At 31.4% G+C, this 25,471-nt stretch carries 18 protein-coding genes and 1 CRISPR repeat array; of the genes, 10 read left to right on the top strand and 8 right to left on the bottom strand.

Going from position 1 to position 25,471, the window contains the following annotated elements; translation table 11 throughout:
- Positions 1–3: 3 nt before the first annotated feature.
- The 6 genes from QEN48_RS06560 to QEN48_RS06535 all read left to right on the top strand — a co-directional run bounded on the left by QEN48_RS06560 (position 4) and on the right by QEN48_RS06535 (position 6,351).
- Positions 4–1,227: a TIGR02710 family CRISPR-associated CARF protein gene (locus QEN48_RS06560; protein ID WP_280108103.1), complete on the top strand. Its 1,224-nt coding sequence runs from the start codon at positions 4–6 to the stop codon at positions 1,225–1,227.
- A gap of 6 nt (positions 1,228–1,233) precedes the next feature.
- Positions 1,234–1,905, top strand: coding sequence for a CRISPR-associated endonuclease Cas6 (locus QEN48_RS06555; protein WP_280108102.1), 672 nt, complete (start codon positions 1,234–1,236; stop codon positions 1,903–1,905).
- A gap of 9 nt (positions 1,906–1,914) precedes the next feature.
- Positions 1,915–2,889, top strand: coding sequence for a CRISPR-associated endonuclease Cas1 (gene cas1 / locus QEN48_RS06550; protein ID WP_280108101.1), 975 nt, complete (start codon positions 1,915–1,917; stop codon positions 2,887–2,889).
- A gap of 2 nt (positions 2,890–2,891) precedes the next feature.
- Positions 2,892–3,176, top strand: a complete 285-nt coding sequence (gene cas2 / locus QEN48_RS06545) for a CRISPR-associated endonuclease Cas2 (protein ID WP_280108100.1) — start codon at positions 2,892–2,894, stop codon at positions 3,174–3,176.
- Positions 3,177–3,291: 115 nt separating this feature from the next.
- Positions 3,292–4,992: a CRISPR direct-repeat array (repeat unit 36 nt; unit sequence GTTGCAAAAGTCATCCAAAAAAACAAGGATTGAAAC).
- A 301-nt stretch (positions 4,993–5,293) separates the two neighbouring features.
- Positions 5,294–5,848 carry a tyrosine-type recombinase/integrase gene (locus QEN48_RS06540; protein ID WP_280108099.1) on the top strand — a complete coding sequence of 185 codons (555 nt, stop codon included), beginning with the start codon at positions 5,294–5,296 and terminating at the stop codon, positions 5,846–5,848.
- Positions 5,839–6,351 carry a hypothetical protein gene (locus QEN48_RS06535; RefSeq protein ID WP_280108098.1) on the top strand — a complete coding sequence of 171 codons (513 nt, stop codon included), beginning with the start codon at positions 5,839–5,841 and terminating at the stop codon, positions 6,349–6,351. The genes QEN48_RS06540 and QEN48_RS06535 overlap by 10 nt, the downstream gene beginning before the upstream one ends.
- Positions 6,352–6,879: 528 nt before the next feature.
- Here QEN48_RS06535 and QEN48_RS06530 read toward each other — a convergent pair.
- A complete protein-coding gene (locus QEN48_RS06530; RefSeq protein WP_280108097.1) occupies positions 6,880–7,779 on the bottom strand; it encodes a DpnII family type II restriction endonuclease in 900 nt (299 codons plus the stop codon).
- 147 nt (positions 7,780–7,926) lie between these two features.
- Here QEN48_RS06530 and QEN48_RS06525 point away from each other — a divergent pair, with 147 nt between their 5' ends.
- The gene (locus QEN48_RS06525; RefSeq protein ID WP_280108096.1) at positions 7,927–9,018 is read left to right on the top strand and encodes a hypothetical protein; all 1,092 of its coding nucleotides are present in this window, start codon (positions 7,927–7,929) and stop codon (positions 9,016–9,018) included.
- Here QEN48_RS06525 and QEN48_RS06520 read toward each other — a convergent pair.
- Entirely contained in the window at positions 9,004–9,903 is a 900-nt protein-coding gene (locus QEN48_RS06520; protein WP_347985134.1) for a DNA adenine methylase, read from the bottom strand. The two genes, QEN48_RS06525 and QEN48_RS06520, sit on opposite strands and share 15 nt — an antisense overlap.
- Before the next feature lie 105 nt (positions 9,904–10,008).
- Between QEN48_RS06520 and QEN48_RS06515 the strand changes: the two genes are divergently transcribed.
- Complete coding sequence (locus tag QEN48_RS06515) at positions 10,009–10,242, top strand: hypothetical protein (protein ID WP_280108094.1); 234 nt, start codon at positions 10,009–10,011, stop codon at positions 10,240–10,242.
- Between the two features lie 138 nt (positions 10,243–10,380).
- Here QEN48_RS06515 and QEN48_RS06510 read toward each other — a convergent pair whose 3' ends face one another.
- The 5 genes from QEN48_RS06510 to QEN48_RS06490 form a co-directional block, all read right to left on the bottom strand.
- Complete coding sequence (locus tag QEN48_RS06510) at positions 10,381–11,115, bottom strand: hypothetical protein (protein WP_280108093.1); 735 nt, start codon at positions 11,113–11,115, stop codon at positions 10,381–10,383.
- Between the two features lie 11 nt (positions 11,116–11,126).
- The gene (locus tag QEN48_RS06505) at positions 11,127–12,476 is read right to left on the bottom strand and encodes a hypothetical protein (RefSeq protein ID WP_280108092.1); all 1,350 of its coding nucleotides are present in this window, start codon (positions 12,474–12,476) and stop codon (positions 11,127–11,129) included.
- A 15-nt stretch (positions 12,477–12,491) separates the two neighbouring features.
- A complete protein-coding gene (locus QEN48_RS06500; RefSeq protein ID WP_280108091.1) occupies positions 12,492–15,560 on the bottom strand; it encodes a hypothetical protein in 3,069 nt (1,022 codons plus the stop codon).
- 296 nt (positions 15,561–15,856) lie between these two features.
- Complete coding sequence (locus QEN48_RS06495) at positions 15,857–19,243, bottom strand: UvrD-helicase domain-containing protein (RefSeq protein ID WP_280108090.1); 3,387 nt, start codon at positions 19,241–19,243, stop codon at positions 15,857–15,859.
- Positions 19,236–22,319, bottom strand: a complete 3,084-nt coding sequence (locus QEN48_RS06490) for a hypothetical protein (RefSeq protein ID WP_280108089.1) — start codon at positions 22,317–22,319, stop codon at positions 19,236–19,238. Before QEN48_RS06490 ends, QEN48_RS06495 begins: the two co-directional genes overlap by 8 nt.
- Before the next feature lie 284 nt (positions 22,320–22,603).
- Here QEN48_RS06490 and QEN48_RS06485 point away from each other — a divergent pair, with 284 nt between their 5' ends.
- The gene (locus QEN48_RS06485; RefSeq protein WP_280108088.1) at positions 22,604–23,296 is read left to right on the top strand and encodes a DUF6884 domain-containing protein; all 693 of its coding nucleotides are present in this window, start codon (positions 22,604–22,606) and stop codon (positions 23,294–23,296) included.
- A 50-nt stretch (positions 23,297–23,346) separates the two neighbouring features.
- Positions 23,347–24,258 (top strand): hypothetical protein, encoded by a 912-nt coding sequence (locus QEN48_RS06480; protein WP_280108087.1) that lies wholly within the window; start codon positions 23,347–23,349, stop codon positions 24,256–24,258.
- Between the two features lie 448 nt (positions 24,259–24,706).
- Here QEN48_RS06480 and QEN48_RS06475 read toward each other — a convergent pair whose 3' ends face one another.
- Positions 24,707–25,195 (bottom strand): hypothetical protein, encoded by a 489-nt coding sequence (locus QEN48_RS06475; protein ID WP_280108086.1) that lies wholly within the window; start codon positions 25,193–25,195, stop codon positions 24,707–24,709.
- Between the last annotated feature and the right edge of the window lie 276 nt (positions 25,196–25,471).

The raw sequence follows: 25,471 nt of genomic DNA, 5'->3' as shown, positions 1-25,471 counted from the left end.
AATATGAAAAGAGCACTTATTTCAACGGTCGGAAAAAGGGAAGGAATAGATAGAGTAGTATTAAGAAGCATTCAGGAGCATAATCCAGATCTTGTAGGAATAATGACTACTCCCGCCACCAGAGAACAGGCCGACTCGATAGAAGAGAAATCAAAATCAATTGAATTCGAAAGATATGAATTTATTGACAAGGATTCAATTATGCAGTGCTATAAAGACGCCCTAGATTTCATAGAAAAGATTATAGATAAAGGTTATGACAGCAAAGAAATATACCTGAATATAACTCTCGGAACTAAACCTATGTCAGCTGGATTAGCTCTAGCTGCCGTAACAAAAGAATGTGGTAACTTCACTTACATCGCTGGTGAAAGAGACTCAGATGGAATAGTGAAAAAGGGTTGTGAAACCGTTTACAGCATGAACCCAAACATAGCGGTTGCCGAAACCAAACTAGATAAAGCTAAAGACTACTTTAATAACCATAGATATAAATCTAGCCAAGAACTCTGTCAAGAAATAATAAACCTGGTTGGAGAAGGAGCTCCAAGCGAACAAGCTAAAAAAATTAATGACTTATCCAAAGGATATCTCTGCTGGGATCTTTTCGAACATAAAAAATCAATTGACATCCTACGTAACACCTTAAACGAGAACGAATTTACAGAAACACGGAAAAAGAGGATTGGAGGCAATATACAACATCTAAAAAAATGTAATGAAGATATCCAATCTGAAGCGAAAGTAGGAGAAAACCTCGTTGTAGATTTATTTTCAAACTCCCTTAGAAGATACGAAAACAACAAATTCGATGACGCTGTAGCCCGATTATACCGATGCCTCGAGATGTTAGGTCAGCACAAACTATGGAAAGAACACAACCTAAACCATGCCGACATGAAACTTGACCCAGAAATCTTCACTGAAAAACAACTAAGTATACTAAGAAACTGGAAGGGACGAAACCAAGAACTTAAAATTGGATTAAAGAAAGTCTGGACAGTAATAGAATGGCTGGAAATAGGAAATAATGAGAAAATTCTGAAAAAACATGGATTCATAAAAATATTAAATGCCCGAAACCATTCCATTCTAGCCCACGGATCAAAAAGCGTATCAAAAGACACATTCAATAAATTCAGAAAAAAAATAGAAAATCTACTAAGACAAGAAATACCTCAATTTGAAAGTATCTCACAAAAATCAAAACACATTAAACTGGATTAATAAACCATGAAGAAGATAGACACAGTCAACCTTAAAATAGAAACAGAAAAAAAAGTTCAAGAAACTGGGAGAGAACTAAGAGGATTTATAGCTAAAAAATTCAATAAAGACATCCTAACCCATCACCACACCGAAAACGGCCTTGTATATAGTTATCCAAAAATACAATACGCAGTACTCGAAGGAGTTCCAACAATAACAGGTATCGAAGAAGGAGTTAATCGTGTAAAAGATATGGCAGGCTCAATCCAAGCATTAACTCTATCAGACAACGTATACAAAGTCAAAGGATGGTCATTAAGAGCTGGAAGTCATGAATTCGGCGTCACCAGAGAACAACAATACTATAAATTTATAACACCCTGGCTAGCCCTAAATAACCAAAACTATGAAAAATATAAATCAACTTCAGATTGGAAGGAAAAAAAAGAGTTATTAAACAATATATTAACCGGAAACATCCTATCAATGGCTAAAGGACTTAATAAAGTAATAGAGAAAAAAATCTACGTCCACACACATCTCTACGAAAAAACAACCCGATACAAAGGAATAGATATGGTAGGATTTACTGGCAAATTCAAAACAAACTTCAAAATACCAAATAAAACCGGCTTAGGAAAAGGAGTGTCCCGAGGCTACGGAAAAATAAAAAAAAGAAACCCAAAAAACAACTAATAACTTTCAATGGATAAAAACACCTTAAAAAACCTTATTTTATCCAGAAAAGGATACAAAATAGGCAAAAAAGGAAAACTGATTTACATTAAAGATGAGAAAACAGAACAAACTTACTCTCCAAAGACACTTGACCAAATAATTATATCAACCAGATCCAGCATTACAACAGATGCAATCATCTATCTAAAAGAACAAAATGTCGATATTTTAATCCTATCAAGGAAAGGCTATTTTAGAATAATTAACGTAAATAAAAACCCATTAAAAACACTATGGAAAAAACAACTAACACTAAAAAAACAAAAGAAACTCAAACTATCTAAAGAAATTATAACCTCAGCCATATACAACAAAAAAAGACTATTACTACAACTAAAAACACCAAAAAACAAGTTAGAAAAATTTGATAAATTAATCCAAAAAACCAAGGAGTCAAACTCAAAAGAAACCATATTTGGTTTAGAAGGAACAGCAACCCGCTACTACTACAAAAACCTAAAAGAAAAAATCCCACAAAAATATGAGTTCAAAAAAAGAAACAAAAACCCTCCAACAGACCCAATAAACTCAATGCTATCATACGGATACACAATCCTACAATCAAAAATCCATCAAGCAATAATCAAAGCAAAACTAACTCCATACCTAGGTATATACCATAAATCATACAGAGAAAAAACACCTCTAACATACGACTTAATGGAACCATTCAGACACATAATTGTAGACAGAACAATACTAACAATGATAAATAAAAAAGATATAGACCAAAAAGACTTCAAAGAAACACCAAAATCCGGCACCCTAATAACCGGTGAAAGCAAAAACAAACTCATAGACAGATTATACAACAGAATGGAAACAAAATACAAATATAAAAAACAAAAAAGACCATTCCTCGATATATTTGAACTACAAGCACAAGAACTAGCAGAAACCATAAAATCAAACAAAAAATACAAAGCATTCAAATACCGATAACCATGAAAACAACAAGAACCATAATAAGCTACGACATCACAAAAGACCAAACAAGAACAAAAACAGCAGAAAACCTAAAATACTATGGCCTAAAAAGAATCCAATACAGCGTCTTCGAAGGAGAACTCACAAATCAAGACCTAAAAAACCTAAAAAAAGATCTCAGAAAAACCAAAACTAAAGAAAACGACTCAATACACATCATATACCAATGCAAACGATGCAAAGAAAAAAGAGAAATCATAGGGAAAAAACCAGATAAAACACCACATCACGAAATATTATAGATTGTAGAAACTACCCCAAAAACTTAAATAAAAAGAGAATTCCAACATCTCTACAACACCAAATACATATAAAAAGAACAACAAAAAAACAAACACCCATTCCACAAAAACAACTGTTGCAAAAGTCATCCAAAAAAACAAGGATTGAAACTGTCGAACGAACCAATTTCCTGGTCTCCCTATTAACTAGTTGCAAAAGTCATCCAAAAAAACAAGGATTGAAACTCAACTTTTCAGTTATCTCATCCCAGAGTTCCTCACCATCGTTGCAAAAGTCATCCAAAAAAACAAGGATTGAAACTATATAAAGGTATATAAAAGAAATTTACATCCTTAGTTGCAAAAGTCATCCAAAAAAACAAGGATTGAAACTTATCTTTAACTCCTATAACTTTCATAATTATTCCTCCCGTTGCAAAAGTCATCCAAAAAAACAAGGATTGAAACTCAAAATCTACTCTCTCGTTGTCTCTATAACTTATTCCAGTTGCAAAAGTCATCCAAAAAAACAAGGATTGAAACTGTACCTCTATTAGTGCAAATGTTATTTTCTTGTTTCCGTAGTTGCAAAAGTCATCCAAAAAAACAAGGATTGAAACTCGTTTTCAGCACCACATATTTGGCATTTCCATTTTTCGTTGCAAAAGTCATCCAAAAAAACAAGGATTGAAACTTAAATTCTTCGCTTGATTTATCCGAGCGAACAGCATATTTTAGTTGCAAAAGTCATCCAAAAAAACAAGGATTGAAACTATTCAACTACCATACGGGTTTTTTCACTCACTCGGTCTTTAGTTGCAAAAGTCATCCAAAAAAACAAGGATTGAAACTGTTCGGCCATACATACGTTACAGATATATGTTTCTTTTTTCGTTGCAAAAGTCATCCAAAAAAACAAGGATTGAAACACCCATGCAAGTTTCCTTTCCATTTCAAAGTCATGTTCACGTTGCAAAAGTCATCCAAAAAAACAAGGATTGAAACTGTATTTAAGGTCGGTCATAATTATCACAAATAAATAGTTGCAAAAGTCATCCAAAAAAACAAGGATTGAAACTTTGTCGTAATTGGAGATATAGCCGCATAATTCTTTATAATGTTGCAAAAGTCATCCAAAAAAACAAGGATTGAAACTATTTATACATCGTGTAGGGATATAATGAATTTATATCGTGTTGCAAAAGTCATCCAAAAAAACAAGGATTGAAACATTTGAATGGTTGTTTTTTCGCTCATTTTTGATTTAAGTTGCAAAAGTCATCCAAAAAAACAAGGATTGAAACTCATCTATCTGTATAGTTTTTTTGCTCATATTTTGCACGTTGCAAAAGTCATCCAAAAAAACAAGGATTGAAACTATTCATTTATTTCACCTATTAATCGATTTAAATCGATTTAGTTGCAAAAGTCATCCAAAAAAACAAGGATTGAAACTTTTCCCTATCGTACAGTAGTGAGTTTTCCGTTTCACTAAAGTTGCAAAAGTCATCCAAAAAAACAATGATTGAAACAATACTTAGCAGGTAGTTCTAATCGTACTGTTCTTACAGTTGCAAAAGTCATCCAAAAAAACAAGGATTGAAACTTTCGCTTGTTTTTGGTTGTTTAACCATTTCTAAAACCTCGTTGCAAAAGTCATCCAAAAAAACAAGGATTGAAACCCATATTTTAATTTCTTGAGTTTGTTGGAGGCTTTGCGTCCGTCTAGTTGCAAAAGTAATCCAAAAAAAAAGGATTGAAACTAGTTTGGGTATCCGATAACAATTTCTCTTGGTGTATAGTTGCAAAAGTCATCCAAAAAAACAAGGATTGAAAAACGAAGATAAATACCTATCTTCAAAATATACTTATGGTTTAGATTTATAATTGGTTATTTCATTTTTAATAAAAGTATACATATATTTCCGTTTCTACAAAAACAGAAAAAAGAGTAATATTTTTCACATAAAAGGAGGTTTTTAAAACAATTTTTTATTTGTATCCTTCAAAATTTAATGGAAATTAGATTAAGGATATCCTTTGGGTAGAATTTCATATTGATAACTATAAATGTCATTAAATTCTATGATTCTATTGTTTCCGTTTTTACATAAAAACGGAAGAAAAAGAGGAATAAAATGAGTAAAACGGGCTATAAAACACAAAACCAACACCAAAAATTACCGAAATACCATAGAGAAACGGAAATCAACGAGATGCTAGAAAAAGCCGACCAAGAAAACCAAAGAGACTACCTAATACTCAAAATACTATGGACCACAGGCCTAAGAGGCAGCGAACTAACATCACTAAAGAAAAAAGACCTCGAATTCAACGAAAAAAGAATAATAATACGAAACGGCAAAGGCGGGAAAGACCGGGTGGTACCAGTACCCCAGGAAATCAAGAACCTATTGAAGATGTGGACCAACAACCTAAACAAAAACCAGTATGTATTTGATATATCTTCAAGAACTCTGAGAAATATAGTTTATAAATACGCTGAAAAATGTGATTTTATATCTAAGCCCCATAAATGGCGACATAGCTTCGCAATCCACTGCTTGAAAAGTGGGATGGACTTAAGGACACTTCAGAAAATTTTGGGTCATTCTTCGCTTTCAACAACACAGATATATCTAGATGTAGTAGCTGAAGATATACAAAAAGAATATAGCAAGATATGGGGATAAAAGTAAAAAAATATCCTAAAAAAAGGGTTTTAGAGATGGGCGAAGAAAAAGAAAATAACGAAGGGAAAAACTTTGAACGAACAGTAGTTTCAGAAACAATAAGGATAACCAATTCTGTCGATGTGACAAAGCAATTTTCTACTAGCACAATCCAAAAATTTCTAAACGCAAACCAGTATGCAATTGCTCTATTACTAGCTTCAACTAGAGTCGAGAGAATTCTCATAGAAAAAATCAAAAAAGAATTAAACCTCTCTGATGAGAATATTGAAAAGGTGGATTTAGACAAAGCTGGGTTAGGAACATATAGGAAATGGTGTAAAAGACTATATCTTATAGATGAAGAACATCTAACACCAACAGCAAACCTAAGAGATAAAAGAAACAAATTAGTGCATGAAGACGGTTACCTTCAGAAACTTAAAAATCAGGATGAAGAAAAAAAAGCTGTTGCAAATATTTTAAATAATATTATTGAATACATAGAATCTGAAGAAATCTAAAACACCTAAAAGAAACAGAGAAAATATTAGGCCATTCTTACTTATCCACAACCCAAATCCATCTAGACGTAGTAGCAAAAGAAATAAGGACAAAATATGAAAAAATATAGGATTAAAAATATTGTGTAATTAAAGAGATTTTATTGATTTTTAAATGAATACTTTGTAATATGCCTAAATTTGAGCATGGTCTAGAAAGAGGATTTCTTGCTATTATAGAAACAGTAATAATTGCATCGATTTTTACTGTGCTTATAGAATCAGGGTTGATTCCGAGAATATATTTTGTGATTTTTAATATAGGTTCAATTATAGGGTTAATTTTTTTGATAGATAAATCACGATATTGGTCGTATCGATATTTGGCTGGCTGGATAATCGGGTTATTGTTGTCGCTTGGCACACTATTGGAAACAGAATTATTAGGCTTTATTGACCTAATCATTTACATTTTAGTAGCCATAGGAACACTTTATGTGAGATATGAAATTCATTTCTAAAAAAGATACCATTTTTTTATTAAAATCTTTAGGTTTTAAAGGATCTTTGTTTTGTTTGGATTTCTGGGTCTTTTTGCAGTATATTGACAAGATTGTTTTGTAGGAGTTCTAGGTTTAGTATGTAGTCTAGTTCTTTCATTGAGTTTTTGAGTGGGTTTTTCATTTTTTTCCAGGCGTCTCCGTCGGTAATCCAGATTAGGGTTAGGTTTTGTTTTTTTAGGTTTTTGTGTAGGTCTGTGTAGGATCTTGCTATTTCTATTGGTTTGCTGCCTGTGCTGGAGTAGAAGTTTGCTTCTATGGCTACTACTGGCTCTCCGTTTTCTTTTATTATAAAATCGAATTTTTTATCTGAGTCTATTTTTTTGATTGTTGTTTGTTTTTTGTATGAATAGTTTCCAGCTTTATCTAGTTCCTGTTCTAATACGTTTTCTATTATTTCTTCGAATATTTTTCCGCTTCTGTTTTTACGGGCGTTTGAATCTAAGCCAACCTCTAAACCAAAAATATAGTCATACAAACTATCAATCTGATCAAATAAATCGATTATACCGGTTTTGTCACAGAAATCCACAATCTCCATTATATTAGATTTATCAGGTCCGTTGAAGCTATAACTTGTTATTTCCAGGGTTCTTTCATCCATAATCTTCATGTTGTAATCTCGGACTGCTATAATTAATGGAATAACTTTTGTGATTTTAGGATGTTTTTTTATCAAGTTATGTAGTTTTTGTTTACGTTCGTCTTTTTTCTTTTTTGACAGTACTTGTAACAACATAATCTCGTCTTCATATTTCTCAGCCTTCCGCTGGATTTTATTCCAATCTACAAAATAAGAGAAAGTATGATTAGTGCTCTTCAAACAATCAAAAAACCCATCAAAGTACTCCTGGAAACTGTCAAACCCAATAAGCTCAAATTTAACCATAACTAAAACCATAAATAAATAACTATAGCAGTCAAAAAACCCTTTCTTTAAACTCAAAAATCCATTAGTTTCTTTCTATTGTTATAAATATCCATTAAAGTTATGTTTACTGGTTATTGATGTTGCATAGGCTATTAATATTGGTTTATGGTTGAATCAGGAATATTCGTAACACTATATGACAAGGAAACACTAGACCTATATCTTGATAAAGGAGTTTATGGACAGCATATGCCTCCCGAGGATGGACAACCCTCTTCATACAGCAACTACTACAGGGTTTTAGGAGACTACGCATGCTGTCGTGAAAACGACCACGTATTCTTCTTTCTAAAAAGAAAGATCTACTATGGCGGCCAGATAAAAGGCTCCAAAGAAAAAGGAGCGTTCAACATAAACGGACAACACAGCCCCATGGGGAGAAAAGCCAATGCAGAACTAGTCTGGGACGAATCAAAAAGAGAAATATACGAAGAAACCGACAAACCCGGAGTATTCAAAGTCAACGACAAAGAAAGATGCCAGCCATTCATAATCACGTTCAAAGACAAACGAAACCTTAAAGGCCGATACATAACCTCAGACAAACTCTACTTCAAACTAGGAGAATACCCCTACCCACTACCCTCAAACAGCATACAAGGAATGGGATTCTGCACAATAACACCAGGCGAAACCCAAACACTACTAAACCTACTAAAAAAACCAACAACAAACAAAAGAAACCCACAAAACAACGAAAACATAAAAATAAACGGAAAACCAACCCCCTACAAAACAGAATACACAATAAATAATCCTAGTGAAGCAGAAATAGAATCACAGCTAGAAGCGGCATTAACTGCAAACCCAAAACTACTACCACCCAAACTACAACCACCCAAAAACGCAGCAATATGCCGACAAACACCAATCTCCCCATTCAAACCCAGCCAGATGGATAAAGCCGATATAACAATCTACACAGAAAAACAAATCAGAGACGGAACAATACCAAACACAGTCATAGAACTAAAAAACGATAAAGCAGGAAAACAAGCAGCCGAACAAATAAAAAGATACCACAAATGGCTACACAAAAGACTAGGAAACGAAGCCCAAAAAATCGGAATACACATACTAGCAAAAGACTACACAAAAACCTTCAACAACTACCTACCCCCCAAAACACAAAAACAAATACAAAAACACAAACTCACAGAAACAAACAACAATCAAGAAACATTAAATATCCGATAACTTCTTCTGACGACGACCCCGCCTCTCACCCGGAGATACATTAGTAGCAATAACCTCATCAACCTCACCCCGGCCAGAAGCATCACAATTAATACTACGACTAACCCCCTTCAAATCAACATAAAAACCAGCCTCCTCATACCTATCACGCATCACACCACTATTACTAACAACCACAAACACATCCATCTCATCAAGCTCCTGCAAAACATCAATCAAACGAACCTGATCATCAAAATCAAAACCATCCGCACTATAATCAGTAAAATTAGCAGTAGCGCTAACAGGCTCATACGGAGGATCAAAATAAACAATATCCCTCGCCTCAACAACATCAACAACAAAACTAAAATCCCTGCTATAGATCTTGGTGTTCTTTAGAGACTTACTGGCTTCAAGGACTTCTTTTTCTCTCACCCAATCAGGGTTCTTATAACTCCCAATCGGAACATTAAACTCACCCTTACTGTTCTGCCTGAACAAACCATTAAAACAAGTCCGATTCAAATAAAGCAATAAAGCAGCCTCAACCAAAGGATCAAAATCCTCACCCCTCGGCCTCCGATTAAAAAGCTCCCTCTGCTGATAATAGTAATTCTTAGCACTAGAATAACCTCTATCAGGGTCAGGGTCAGACCGAGGATGCTTAAACCCCTTAGCAACCTCGATTAACTCTTTTGGGTTATCACGGACCTGTCTGTAGAAATTCATGAGCCTTGTGTTGGTATCGTTGATCGTTCCATCCTCAGGGGATAGTTCGAAAAAAACAGCGCCACCACCAAAAAAAGCTTCGTGATAGCTATTGAAGTTATTTGGAAATCTAGCTATTAAGTCATCTAGAATTTCTCTTTTACCACCAGCCCACTTTAATACAGGAACAGCCATCACAAAAAATTCATTCCAAACGCACATAAAACTTACCATTAAATATATCTTTAATGGATTAATAGGCAACAAAAACAAAAGCCAACAAAAAAACAACAAATAACAATGACCAAAAAACGAGACAAAAAAACAGGCCAATACAAACAAACATACCCAACAAAAAAATTCATAAAAGCAATCAAAAACACAGAAAACCCAACAACTAACAAAATAGCCAAACAAGTCGGCTGCTCATACAACACAGCATACAAAAAACTAAAAAAACTAGAAAAAAACCAAAAAATAACAAAACAAAAAATCGGAAACACATTTATATGGCAAACAAAAGTCAAAGAATAAAAATACTAATAAATTTATCAAGAACCTTTTATTATGATTAAATATATTTAAAAATAATCTATTACAGTTAAATAGATTTATCTTACAAGTTTTTTAGAAAACGGAAATAGAAATAGAGGTAGAAATTGAAATTAAATTTCAATTATAATCCGTATGTTTTTTTAAGCTTTCATGTGAGATTCTAGCAGTTTCAAAACGTGTTTCTAATTCTATAGATTTATTTTTAATTCTTCCATGTTTTATAACGGTAATACAAGGTAAATTAATTTCTTTTAAAAAATTATGTATTTGGTATATATTTTTATTTGGGTTACTTTTCTCCGAATCTAATACTAAAATGGGAAATAAAAAATTTACTTTACGGTTAAAAAAATCAATTTGAAGGTTTAATTTGTAAGCTAAAATTCCTTCTGAAATTAGTTTGGACTCAATATCTAAATCACATCTATTTTTCTTTCTATAAAATGCATCTATTTTCCTATATAAAAATCGTTCATTATTTTTTCTGTTTTTAATTATTCTTTTTAATTTTATGCTGTTTATTTCGTATTTAGATTTTATTTGGAAAGTCTGATACTCCTTTGGAATAGGTTTTTTACTAATTATAGGTATTTTTGGTCTATAATTATTTTTATTCTGGAAAGCATCACTTCTTTTAGAGAATTTTTCATAGTCTTTTATACTATTATTAAAATCCGTTTCCAATTCTATTAAAATGGGAAAAAGTTGACCTATTGGAAAATGTTTTAATTTAACCCATACCAAAAAATCTGGAACCCCTTTTTCGGTTCCCCAAGCACGACGCTCAGTCTTTAATACAATGAAATCCGAATTCAAAAAATTGTTCAAATCATTATCTATCTCAATTGTCATCTTAATTCATATTATTCTTTCAATCGTATTTCTAGTTGAACTGCATCGTCAAGTTTCTTTAATTTTTCGAAATCTACTTCTGATAAAGGGATATGTTCACCATTCTCGAGTTTTTCCCATAATCTTAGTGTCTCATCTCCTATTTTTTCTCTTAATTCTGTCTCTTTATCAGATATCCATTCATCTATTTTTCTAATTTTTCTAATTGCTTTACTTGGCTTGCTTTCCATTTCCTCGACAAAACTACTATTTGCACTATAAAAAAGATTTTTAGGTACTTCGAAACCCCAGGTTGATTCATATTTATTGCACAATAATTTTTTATTATGATATTCTTTCTTTTTATTACTCTTAAAATCCTCAAAAGTTTCTTCCATCTCATTTAATTTTTCGATAGTTTCTTTGGTATCTATATTCCCTTCTTTTATGCCTGAATTTGTTTTTAGGTCAATTAAACTTTCAATTTCTTCTGAAGTCTTTTTTAAATTATTCAGGTTATTTATAAGGTCAAAATACTCTATTTTTTCTTCTATAGTCTTTAATTCATTATAAACTTCCTCAAAGCCTTTACTTAAAGGTCGTGGAGGATGATTTAAAATAGAGCTAATAGAATTACAAATAATTTTATTCAAATCAAAATTTGAATCTGTTTTTTCACCAATATTATTTGATTTTTCTTCTAATTTAATGATTCTTTCATTAACAATTTTATCTGAATTTATTTCAATTTCTAGGTTCCATAAATCTTCAACTTCAAGCACTGAACTATCGACATAATTTTCATATTTCAAGTTTTTTAATGTTTTTTTAATTTCTTCTAGCTCTTGTTCTCTTTCTATAAACTTTTCAATATCTTTTTTAATTTTTTCTGGTTCAAGCAAATAATTCCAATCTCTTTTAGTTTCTGAAGAAATCTTGTTTTTCGCATTCTTAAAAACAATATCGGACGAATCTTCTATTATCTTTTTACTATCTTGATAATACTTAATATTCTCTTCAAGATTTTTTTGCTGAGATAACATCTCACGGTAATAATCCATTTCTTTTTCATTTTTCTTAAGATCAATAGATTCTATAAATTCCTTAAATTTTCTCCTAGCCGATTTTAAAATTGGTTCTTTAAAAGAATCGTTTAAATCGTCAATTATCTCGATTATGCTTTCAGTAGAATCATCTTTTTCAATTCTTCTTTTAAAACCTTCAATTTCTTTTAGAAGTATGTTTTTATCATCTTCAGATAGCTTTTTCCATTTATTAAGCGCTTTATTTTCTATCCATTTTTCTTTTTCTTTTAATTTATTATTACATTGAATGATATCTTTTCGTGTATCTTCCAATTTACTTAATAATTGGGAGGACAATTTCATTCACCTTTTCTACATAGATTCGATAAATTGGTCAAAAACTCTTTCTAGTTTGTTTTTAACTTTTTCTCTATTCGCATCTAGTTCTTCCTTTTCTTCTTCAATCTCATCTATTTTATTTGAGAACTTAGTAAAGAACTCTTTGTTAATTGATTCAGCCTTTTTATTTAATTGATTAAGTTCATCGATTTGGTCAGGAACTTCTAAATCTTCAGCATTTACATATTCAGGTAAATCTAATTTCTCTCTGCTAAATTTAATGTATTCTTCATTAATGTTGAAATCACTATCTGAATGTTTTTCTAAATTATCCATATCTTCGATTTTGGTTTTTATTGAAGAATACTCATTTTTTAAGTTTTCGATCTCTTGTAAATTAATTTTATGTATTTCATTTTCTATCTCATCAAGCTTGTTTTCAACTAACCAATTGAACCTTTCCATAATAATGCTAAATCCATATCCTACAGGCCTAAGTTTTCTATCAACTTTACATTTTCCAAGTAAATCTTCAGTAGCTTCTTTTGCATCTTTAATATGTTTTAAAATAGTTTCAACAGTTGTATAGCTTATTTGGATTGATTTTCCTTTCTCTGGCATTTTTAAAGCGGGTTGTAAGCAATTTTCGATTTCATTAATTATATTTTCTTCGATTTTAGTTTCTAATTTATTTAAATGATCTAATACACTTTTTAAAGATTTTTCATATTCCTTATCTTTATTAAGTGCTATTTGTGTTAGAAAAAGTCCTCTGAGCATACATTTTGAATGTTTTCTCGTAAAATTGCCTTGTCTTAAGAACTCTATTTCCTCATTTTCTACATCAAAATCTTTCGATTTTTTAATAATTGAATCTTCTTCGTTCCTTGATAAATGATCTAATAGATTTGATAGATTTTTAATCGGTTTTTTTTGCTCACCATCTTCTAGATAATATGAACGATATTTTTTTAAAGGATCCGACATACCATTTTGTTTAAACAATTTATCAAAAAATTCTTTTAGCTTAAATTTAGATTTGGGTTTAAATATATTGTCTTTATAAGCATCAATTAGAATTCTCCTTAAATCTGAGTACTTATATTGGCCATCATAAGGGGAAGGTGAGAAAACAAACATATATGATAGAGCTACAATTGTACCTTTATATTCACCTGATGTCCAAAATAAGTCATCAAATTTCTCTTCTTGCCATACAGGACCAGGGAAATTTTTTCTTGAGTATAGTTTTAAGATTTGTTTTTTTGAGTTTTTGATTAATGATTTTGATTTTTCTAGAACCTGTGGAGAAAGAGTCATTATCGTATTCAATTTTTCTTTATCTTTTTCATACTCTTTTATGACATCTAAAGTTTCGTTGTTTATGTAATTGGATTTAACACCATTTAGTTCTTTAAGGTAGTGTTTAAGATTAATTAAAAAATCCCAGAACATAGTGCTTCCTTCTTTGTAAAGCGATATTTTACCAAGTTCTTTAGTAACTTTAAGGTTCTTTGATAATTCCCAATCTTTATCTTCCGGTATCACCAAAATTGTAAATTCAGTAACGTCATAGGAGTTTTCAATTCGCATACATTCTTTTTCAAATGATTTCTCGTTAGTAAAAAACTTGACTTTAATATCAATCGAAGGTGGTATCTCTATATCAGGTTCAATTATTATTCCGCTTTCAATTTGTTTATTAAGCTTTTCTCGTGATTTTTTAACTAAATTATTTGGGTTTATTGCTATTGGTGGAAAAGTTTTATAAATAATTGATGGGTCAACAGTCCAACAGGTATTTTCTGAAATCTCTTTAATATCTCCAGTTTTTCGTGTCCATAGTACTGGAAGTTCATTTCCTTTTATTTGTTTTAGCTGATCAATTGTTTGAGCACGCTCTTCAGTTCTAGGTTCGTTGGAAATAATTATGTTTTTAAGTAGTTCTATAAATGCTTCAGCATTCTCAGGAGAATTAAGTATATTAATAGGAAGGTGTGTATGTTGACCTGTTGCAAAACCTAGACATAATTTTTTCACAGATCTATCTAATAGGTCAGAATCAATTTTATTTTTCTCTGAATAATCCTCAATAATACTAAGGACAATATTCTTAGCGTCTTCTATTTTTATTCCTTTCTCATCCTCAATAATCCAACCTTCATATGCATTTTCCCTTATAAAAGAAACAGCTCTAATACCTCTTTCTCTTTCTTTAGGCTCTAATTCTTCTTCCCAAATAGGTCTTACTGATTTTGTTCCACTTGAAAAATCTCTTTTAGATTCTTTTTTAACCCATTTTGGTATTTCTGAAATTCTGGTCGGCGCCTCATCTATATGTTTATTAATCCAGCCCATTCGTCCCCAAGAAAGCCACCAAATTAGATTAGATATAGGTGGATACTCCCTATTTCCATGAATTAAAAACTTGTTTATTGTTTTAGCGTTAACTGTAGGTATCCTTATCTCATTAAACCTACCTACTTCTGCATCACTCATTGACATTTCATAAGCAGAAATCATCCCTAAACCCCATATATTCAGAGAATTAGTTAATTTATCGTTAATAACTCTAGTTGGCGTATTATCATCGGTAGGGATATATTGTAAAAAATAACTATATGACTGTTCTAGCTCATCTATTATAAGAACATATCTTTCTTCCCTTTTTTTACTATATTTTTGCCAAGGAAAATCAGATATATTTTTTTCAGCCCACTTTCTAAGTTCAGTATCAGAGAAATTTGGAAACCATTCAACTTCTTGAAATTTACCATTTTTAAGAAGATCTATTTGGTTTTTAGCTTTTTTGTCAATCCATTCATATATCTCGAGTTCAGATTTTTTAAATTTTTTTAAAAGCCCTTTAGGATGATCTACGTAGAATGCAGGTATTCCATTCTCCCAAGATTTCTTAAAAGCATGATACAAAAACTGTGTCTTGCCAGAACGGTAGGGCCCCACAATACCAATTGGATCTTGTTTTCCCATATGAATAAAATTCTTTATTTCCTCTTCTAGCTTATTTTTGTTTTCTTCAAATTCTTTTATACCAAAAGTTTTCCATTCCTTACATGGATCTGCTCCTCGGTCTTTTACCAAACTTTCCACCTCGATTTAATAAGACATTAAATCTTAAGATTCCTATTAATTAAATAACTTTTTATTTAATAATTTAAATTCATACCTATTTGAAAGGTTATATACTAAAAAAATATATTTAGGTAACTTAATCAACATTAAATCAATTTAATTCAACTAATTAGTATTTTAACAATAATTATTTTTTTTAAATTTGAAATAGTTTACTTTATTTGGTCTATTTCACGTTAAAGGTTTAAATGGTTTTTTTGAAATACAAAATAGCTAGATAAATAATAAAATTTTATAGAAAAGAATTAAGATAGGTCTCTACAAATTCCTTTATATCTACATTTCTCACAATGATTTATTTTGCCAAATTTTCCTTTTAATCCATTTTTATCTGTCTTGATTGGAATGTTTTGTTTTAAAGTTTTAGTAATTTCGGATACATCTCCTTCTACTTCTTCGGAATTCCATTTTTCCTTTTCAGAGTCATAACGAAGGATTTCAAGGTTTTTTATATTGTTTTTTGGATATAGATTAGTGATTAGCCATTTGTATGTAAGTAGTTGATATTCTTCGTGTTTTTGGTGGTAGGATTCTTTTTTATTTGGTGTTGTTTTGTAGTCAAAAATCGAGATGTTTCCTTTATTGTCCACTGTTATAAGATCTACTTTACCTTCTACCAATATTTTATCTTCACCGATTTTTATTGGGTAGAGTAGTTCTTTTTCCTTCTTAATTGTTTTATCTTTAATATCTAGGGCTTCATAGACTTTAGAGTTATAAAATGATTTCATAGATTTTTTTATTTCTTCTTTTCGGTTGTAGGTTTCTAAAAAACTTAGGTTTAATTCTTTATTTTTTAAATTGTTAATTTCGAGGGCTGAATGTAGGTATGAACCAAATACCGTTGCTTCGGTCCTTTTCTTCCCTTCACAATCCCTTTTACCATGGATTTTTTCTAACTCTATAAATTGGTAAAGCCGTGGACAAATTTCCAGGTCATATATGTGTGTTGCTGTCACTCCTTCAGGTATGAAATTCTCTAGTTTAGGCCTTTCTTTAATAGGATCCTCAAGTTTAGGCTCTATTTCTTCTTTGTATTCATCTGTCTCATATATCTCTTCGATATCTAACTCTTCAAGAAAGAAATAATCTTCTTCAAATCTATTGCCATACTCCCTCTCCCAACTTGCTGAATTATCAGTGGATTCATCTTTTTTAGGTATGAATAGATGGTCTTTTGCTCTAGTCAAAGCAACATATAGTAATCTATATTGCTCAGAAAAATCTTCGGAGACCATCCAATCAAAAATTCCATTTTTAGTTCCACTTATTGCGGCCTTGGGTTTAGGCTCCACTGCATTACTTGGAGTGAATTGATCTATAAAAAATGTAGCAAATATATCTTCATTATTCTTGTTTTTGATATTGATTCCTTCTGAATACTTTTCATGTGCTCTTATAGACCAATACAGATTTCGTTCGGGATAATATATGAACTCCACAGGGAATCCAAGTCCTTTTGATGAATGAACAGTTGTGATTTTTACAGCATCTTTGTCTTCTTGATCAGCTAATGATGCGAAGTTATAGCCGCCACCTTCTTCTCTAAAGAAATTAATTCTATCTAAAAATTCGGAGTAAGAAAGTAGACTATCATCCTCCCATTCATCTATAATTTCTTGAAACTGCCTAATATTAGCTATCTCTTGGTCTCCCTCTCTCCAAATTTGAATTACATTATCAAAAAAAGAAAAATCTAAAATTGATTCAATTAATCTTGATTTTCTGCCTTCTCTTCTCCATCTAAGTTCTTCTCTAAGTTCAATAAGTTTGTTCAATTCATAAAGATCTCTTTCATTAAGAAAATCAGGAGATTCTCTACATACATCAAATAAATTAAAATCTTTTTTGGCAATAAATCGTAAGCTTTTATCCTCTAAAGCGAATAAAGGAGACCTTAATATGCGGCTAAGTGCTTGAAAATCATATGGATTTTTAATCCAATTTAAAATATCAATTATTACGCCTACAGATGGAGACTTTTGGAAAAGACCATCTTCTCTGACCATAACATACTCTATGTTTCTATCATTCAGATTTCTTTTTAGAACATCCCATTTTGTTCTCGTAGGCATTAAAATCCAGCAGTCACCTATTTCTGCGTTTCTAAATGAACTTTCTCCTTCACTTTTTCCCCCTTCATATATTTTTAAATCCAATTCTCCTTTTTTGATTTTTAATAAGGTTTTTGCTATTTCATTAGCCCAATCTCGACAGAAGTTATCGGTAGTAGTATGTTCTGAACAGTATAAATGGATTTTAGATTCATCTAGCTTTTTTTCCTCGTTCTTTCGTTTTTTGGGCGATTTTAAGTCGTTTGTAGGTAGAGAGATTCCTCCTGTTTTAGCAGGGGCATTAAAAATTGAATTTGGATGTTCTCCAAATAGATTATTTACAAATTTTAAAATATCTGGGTTGGATCTATAATTAACCTCTAAATTTTTTGTTTCAAAGTTTCCAACTCCAAATCTATCTATTTTTTCTTTACCAAGCATTTGAGAGAATATTCTAGGATCTGCATCTCTCCATTGATATATACTCTGTCTTACATCGCCAATTAAAGCTACTCTCGTGTCTTTACTTATAAAGTGTTTTATAAGTTCACATTGGATATAACTTGTATCTTGAAATTCATCAACGAAAACATAATCAAACCCTTCTTTAACTGAATCGTTACCTTCTTCAAGATGGTTTATTATATGATACCTAGCATCTTCGTATGTTAACTTTCCTTTCGGCTTTGTTATACTATCATATTTTTTAGCGGCTTCAATTGAGACTTCTTTCAATTTCTCAAGAAAAAACTTATAATCTAAATAAAAGTTTTTCAATTCATCTTTAGAAATATACTCGTTTCGATGAGGAGTGATATATTTGTTAATTTTTCTGATATCCTCTTCAGAAATATTATTGGTAGGATCTATCCCAATGAAAAATTCAGTTTCCAATGTGTCTGATGCTTTTTTAAAAATTTCACTAGTATTTTTATTAAGCTCTCTAGCTTTCCTTAATATCTCCCATATTGCCTCTTCCCAACCGTCTTCAAAATTAGTGCTTGGTAAAACATCATCAAGATAATTGATTGTTTCAGGATTCACTTCTTCTCTAATTTCATTAACAATTTTTTCTTGAATTTGATTAAGTTCATATTGATCAGGATTTTCATCTATACCTCCTAAACCAACATTTACTTGTTCACCTTCTATTATTTTCCTCGTAAAAGCATCTATTGTTGAAATCCAAGATTCGTTTTCTAACTGCCTTTTTAATTTCTTAGCACTACAATTGAACAGACTTTCAAAATCATTGATTTCTCTTTCAATTTTTTGAATAACATTTAAGATTTCGGTTTTCAAATCCCTAGCAGCTTCAACAGTAAAAGTAACTACAAGTATTTCATCAAAGGGATTTTCTGATTTATCCTTTTTATCTCCCTTTTTTAAACGGATTATAGCTTCTAGTATACAATAAACCATAGTATGGGTTTTTCCAGTACCAGCCCCTGCACTAACCAGAACCTTCCCATTTTCCCTTTTAAATAAAGAGTTTAAAACTTCTATCTGCCCTTCATTAGGTTTGTTAATCTCATTATTCTCCCTAAAAAAACGTTCAATCTCCAAATCCTTATTCATCAAAACCCCACCACCCACATAACCTGTTATATACACAATTCTTACATTTATCACTATCTTTAAAACCAGTTGCCTGTTTATCAACTCTTATACGTTGCTTATATTCTGAAATATGATCATCTAAATTTAATTTAAAGTAAAAAGGAGTGTCTTTTTTAGGGTTATTTTCTGATGGAACTAATAAATGATGAAGATATCTAGCCTGTTGAAATGTCTTAAAGTTCTTTAAGTTTTCATCTAAATCTGACAGGATGTAGGTATTGTATCTAGCAATATTATAGTATTTAACATTTCCTTCACTAACTTTTAATCTCGGTGGACTGACAAAATCCTTAGAGTTAGACTTAGTCCATTCGTTTTCAAAATCAACTACCTCAATATTAGAATTATCTAGGAATTTCAATAGTTTAACTATATTTCTTTTAGTAACTCTTCTAGCCTTTTCATCATAAACTTCATCATTTGAAATTTTTTCATTTTCGATGAATTTGTCTATATATGTTTTGAACAATTTACATTCATCAGTGGATATATAACACCGCATTAGCCTCTCAGGTACTTTTCCAATTTGGAAATCATCCCAAAAATTAGGTATGAAATATCTAGATCCTATCTTTATGTTTTTGATATCTGTGTTTTGGTTTTTCTTCCAATATCTCTGATAAAAAACGAAATAATAAAAGTAATGCTTTAATTCACATTCTCTCCAAAGATCCAGTTCATGTGCAGGTACTTTTTTAATATTTTCAAAATCCTGAATGAATTCCTTAAGATATTCTTCTTTGTTTATATCAGGCAAATTTATTGTTTCTTCTGAACTGATAACTCTATTCTTGAACTTTTCTAAACGAGTTTCAAGTGGATTATATTTTTCATACGGACTGTTAATAAAACTGGTAGAATTTTCATTATTTTTGGAGAATCTGTAGTTGGAGATTTGTTTGCTCCAAGCTGATTTTTGGTTGTAGGCATAGCTGGGGGTGATATCACATTTTTTATTATTTTCGAAATAAAAATCGGAGGGTTTTATGTGTATGGCTTCATCCTCGTCTGAGAATATTGACCATCTATTTCTATGTCCTCTTTCGTCTAAGTATGGATTAACCTGGTATATTGATATTTTTTCATTTATTCTTCCAAGGGCTGCATTGAAAAAGTCTTCTTCGTTTTCGAAATCTGTTTCAGCAGATTGGAAGTATAGGTCACCATTTCCTTTGTTAACAGAGAAATTATTAATTTTTCTTACGAAATCTTTGGAGAATAGAAATGTTTCAGGTGGTTTTCTAGGGAATGTATCGGCATTCATACCTAAAATAATGCGGTTTTCTTGAGGTAAAAAGTAAGAGTTGGCAGCGTCAACAAACTTTATAGCTTGTTTATCTCTTCTTTTTTTACCGTAGGTTGATGCTCCTCCAATTATCCAGAATGCTCTTATAAAATCAAATATAGTTTTGTTGTCTCTATCTTCTAGATTTGCTAGGTATTGAGAGAATTCATTTGCTCGCCTAATCAAAGCTATTACTCTCTCGACATCCGCATTTAAGTGTTCATCGGTTACTCTTGTCCGACTATTTGTTGCTGGATCTAAACCATTTCTCCCGCCAAGCTGCTTTCTATAGTAGGTAGTTTTAATTTGAAACTCGTCAAGTTTTTTTATTAATTTCTCATCAATATTTTCAGGTGTGACCTCATTCTTCCAATTATATAATTGATTTATATATTTCCTGATGCTTGAACTGTTTCTAAACTTCTCCATCCATCCAAGGGGTGTTTCTTTTTCCTTGTTTCGACCTATTTTTCGGTTTAGCCAATACTCAACCATTAAAAAGGACCTATCAGATAAAAGCCTCTTGCCACTATCCATCTCTATAATGAACCCAAGTCTAAGAGGATTAGAAATATCTTCAACTGACCATTCATCTTCCTGAAGTATGTTAAACAAAGAATTTACTAATCTAAACGGAATAGAGGTCGATAAGTTTCTTCTTGTTTCGACATGATGGGAAAATCCATAGTCAGATAAGATCCTGCGGGCATAGGGAAGATACTTAGAGGTATCTCTAGCGATTACTATTGTGTTCTTAGGGTCCATGTCTTCTCTGCTTCTCAATAAAGAGGCAACAAAATCCACCTCCTGCCTAGAGGTAGGTATCTCCCACTTCTCGATTTCTTTATTCACATCTCCAGTATCATTATCTAAAAAATTAGGTTCTAAAGTATCGTTTTTTTGAAACCTTTTTTTAATTCTATCATGACTTCCTTCAGTAACCACTATTTCTAAATTGAAATATTTAGACAGGGTTTTAACAAATTGGAATATGGTTGTATCAAAAACAGTGATAGCAGAAATCTTTATGTCATTTATGTTTGGAAAAACATCTTTTAAATCAATTTCACCAGATTTAATTTTTTCATTTGCCTCAGAAACTAAGTGTGCTCTTGAAAGATAATGGCGGTCTTGACCTAAGGTCTCTTCAGCCTTACTCCTGATTTCTTCCTCTATTTTTTTATAAAACTCTAGAGCTATTTTATTCTGGTTTTTTTCGTACTCTATATCAATCGATTGATTAATCTTTTTTAATCTACTTAAATAATCAGAGTCTCCAGAATGAATTGAAGGTGGATACACTGCTCTTAAAAATTCATTAAACTCAGCGGAAAGATTATCAACTAATGAACATCTTTCTCGAGGTCTACCAGAAGACCTTTCAAAGTTTTTCAATATGTCATTAATTTTCCTAGCTTTCTCATTATCCCCTGAGAGTTCATTAATAGCTCTTGTTAAAAGAGTATTTAGATAATATCCCTCTAGAATACTAGGCGAACTAACACGTTCGCTAAGTATCTTCTTAGCCATTCTTTCAAACGTTGTATATTTTATTTTTTCATTTGCCGAGGGATACTCTCTAGACACTAAATGTCTAGCATTCCTAATCGAAATCCCATCAGGAAGAATAAACAAAAAACGATTTTTAAAATCAATCTCTAAATCACCATCTAAGCTTTCTGCAAACTCCAACAAATGATCCTGAGGATGATTTTTATTTAAAACTAAATCTAAATTGTCTCCATTCATGACAACAAATAGGAGTTATAAAACAAACCAGAAAAATCTTTCGTTCAAATGATAAATCTTAATAAAAAAATTAAATATCCATATCCAAATTAATTTGTCTTTTTTTGGTTTTATTCTGTACCTGTTTTCTTGTTGTTCAAATAGATACTTTCTTTGGCTATTAAGAGTTATCTTTGTCATTCTGATTTTTTTGTGATTTATACAATAAAATTATACTAAGGATGCAAAGGGCGTTAATTGAAATAAAAAAGATTTATTATAAACTTTTTATAGAAGGCTTAATTATGCCAAATTGGAATAGAATTAATAAATATATAGAAAAAGCTTGGAAAAAGGATAATCCGTATAAACATTTAAAGGAGCTTCGAGAGAGCTTTCCAAATGATGGACACTTAGCTTTTAATTTAGGAAAAGCTGCAATGGAAGAAGGTAAACTAGATAAAGCTTTTTCTTACTTCAAAGAGGCAGAAGAACAATATCCAAAGTCTGAATTCAAGAAAAAAGCCAGAAATAAAATAAAAGAAGTAAGCAATTTATTGGAAAAGGAATCCAACATTAAAAAAAGTTCGGATGATGTTCTTTACATCGTTAGCTGTACAAAAACTAAGATTTGGGATGAAGAGCCGGATGCGCCCCGTTTTGTTCCCGCAAAAGATGCTTATAGAGGGAGTTCTTTTTCAAGTGCTAAAAAGAAACTTGGAAATAAAGGGGATGCTAAATGGGTTGTTCTAAGTGCACGATACGGTTTTATAGAACCTGAACATCCTATCTCAAATTATGATGTAAAGTTCGGGGATCTAAATTCAGGTCCAGTTTCAGAAACAACTTTGAAACAACAAGCTAGAAACCAAAAAAGATTTGAGGAGAATAAACCTCTATCGGATTTCCATGAAATATATGTGTTGGGAAATAAAGTATATAAAAGAAAAACTAAAGATGCTTTTGAAGGAACAGACGCTACTATAATGGAATGGTAAATGAAATAAAAAATAGTATTTAATCAAAAATTATATCACTTTTATTGAAAATGAATATTGAAATAGATCAAAAAAGAGGGGAGGAAATTGCTGATCTTCTTTGCTCAGCTTTTTCAACTACTGGTATTCATGGAAAAACCGAGATGCCTGAAGATATTGTCCCCAAAAAAGTAAAAGAAGGCTCTCTTGAGCATCTTCTCTTTATAACTCTTACTGTTTCGATAGACTATCTTCGTGACGCTGACAAGCTATGGGACAGTGCTAGAAAAACCTATGAGGATCCTGAGACACGATATCTTTTCAAGCCAAAATCTCTTCATGAAGTTTCGAGAGATAGGATTAAGAAGGATATGCAGAAACACGGATTGGCAAAAAGACCTAAACAAGATCTTTATATTTGGAGGACAGTAGGTGTAACTTTTTACAAAAAATGGGGAGGAGATCCCAGAAATTTTCTTAAGAGCAATGAATGGGATGCTAGGACTATTTTGAAACATTTGAGGAAAGACAAACATAAAACAGGTTCTAGCTATAGAAACGACTATCCCTATCTTAGAGGACCAAAAATTGGTCCTCTCTGGATCAGAATGTTAAGGGATAATGTAGGTATAACAAAAATTAAAAAACTAGAAAAGGTCCCGATTCCCGTAGATAGGCATGTTGCTAGAGCTACCTTTGCTACAGGTGTTTTGAGAGCATCTTTCAGTGGCAAAATTGAAGAAATTTTTGAATATGTAAGAAAAGCTTGGTCTAAAAGCGTTGAAGGGTTGTCAATAGATGACAGATCTATGGTAGCCCTTGATGTGGATGAGCCTCTCTGGCACCTATCTAAATATGGATGCACAAAAAGAGATACCAATACAGGCAATTGTCCGAAAAGTGATTCATGTGAAGCAAAGGAATTCTGTATAAATGGCAAAATTAGGATAGAGGGAGATAAAGTTACTTTAAAAACACTATAACTATAGACTGGAATCAACCACTCTATAAATTGATTTAAAATCTGTTATTTTTAATAAGATTCAATTAATAAAAACTTCAAAATTTTCTCTGATTCAGAAAGTTCACCATCTAATTTGGGATCAAAGTTTCTCAAATATTTCTGAAATTATTACTATACTTCTTCGATTTTCATTTTATATTCATCTGGTAGTTCTTGTATGTTTACCCTTATTTTAAGAACATTGTATCCTTTATTGGATAGTTTTTTCATAGCTTCTAGTTGTTTTCTTCTAATTGAGGCGTTTTCTGTTTTTATTTCGCATAAATAGGTTTTGTTTTCGTGGTCTTCTGCCTTTTTATTTATTTAGTAGGGACGGTTATATCCATCACTTCTTTTTTTTCTATTGTTTCGCCGTCTTCTGTTTCTTCAAATATTGTTAAGGTTTTTCTCTTCTCTTTTTTCTTCTATTACTTCCCTTTTTTTTCTGTTAGTTTGAATGCTAAGTCTGGCATCCAGGAAAGTTTGGATGTATAAAATGATTCTTCGATTAAAAGCTTTGGAGCGCTTATAGTTCGTGTATCATATTCAAATTCATGTTTTTTGGATAAGTAGTGTTTAAGTGCTGGTGCTAATATATAGTGTCCATAAACTATTGATTCTCCTATTGCTCCTATCTGGTTACCAGTTAACTCAAAAACGAATTCATTTCCACTGTCTTTTTTTGGTTTATATTTGTATTGCTTTGGAAAGTGGATTATATATTCATCTAGTTTATTTCTATCTTGTGGGGCTGATTTTTGTAAACAAATGTTTTCCTGGTTTTCAGTTAATTCATCTACTAATTCTTCAGTTTCTTTTTTTGAATCAAAACTTATTGTCCTTCCGTTCTGGTAGACATACTCTTTTACATCCTCATTATTCTCAATAGCTGATTGTTTTATTTCAACTAAATACATAAAATAATCACAATAATATTTCCTGCCCTTTGCATTATTTTTTTAAAATTTAGCAAAATAAAATCAGGATAGAGATGTCTTTTTTCTATTTTTATTTTTATTGGTTATACTTTTTTTATTGTTTTGTCTATGATTTTTATATGTTTTTTATGTTCTTGGATTGCTTTTGAAGGATATAATACTATTTCCAAGGTTTTTGAGACTGTTAATAATCCTGATGAAGCGATGGAACCAGAACTTTTGAAGAACCAAGAGAATATACAATAATGCAGAAAA

Source organism: Methanonatronarchaeum sp. AMET-Sl (genome assembly GCF_029854155.1).
Lineage (GTDB): Archaea > Halobacteriota > Methanonatronarchaeia > Methanonatronarchaeales > Methanonatronarchaeaceae > Methanonatronarchaeum.
The sequence above is the reverse complement of the archived record's forward strand: the minus strand, read 5'-3'. Positions and strand labels throughout refer to the sequence as shown.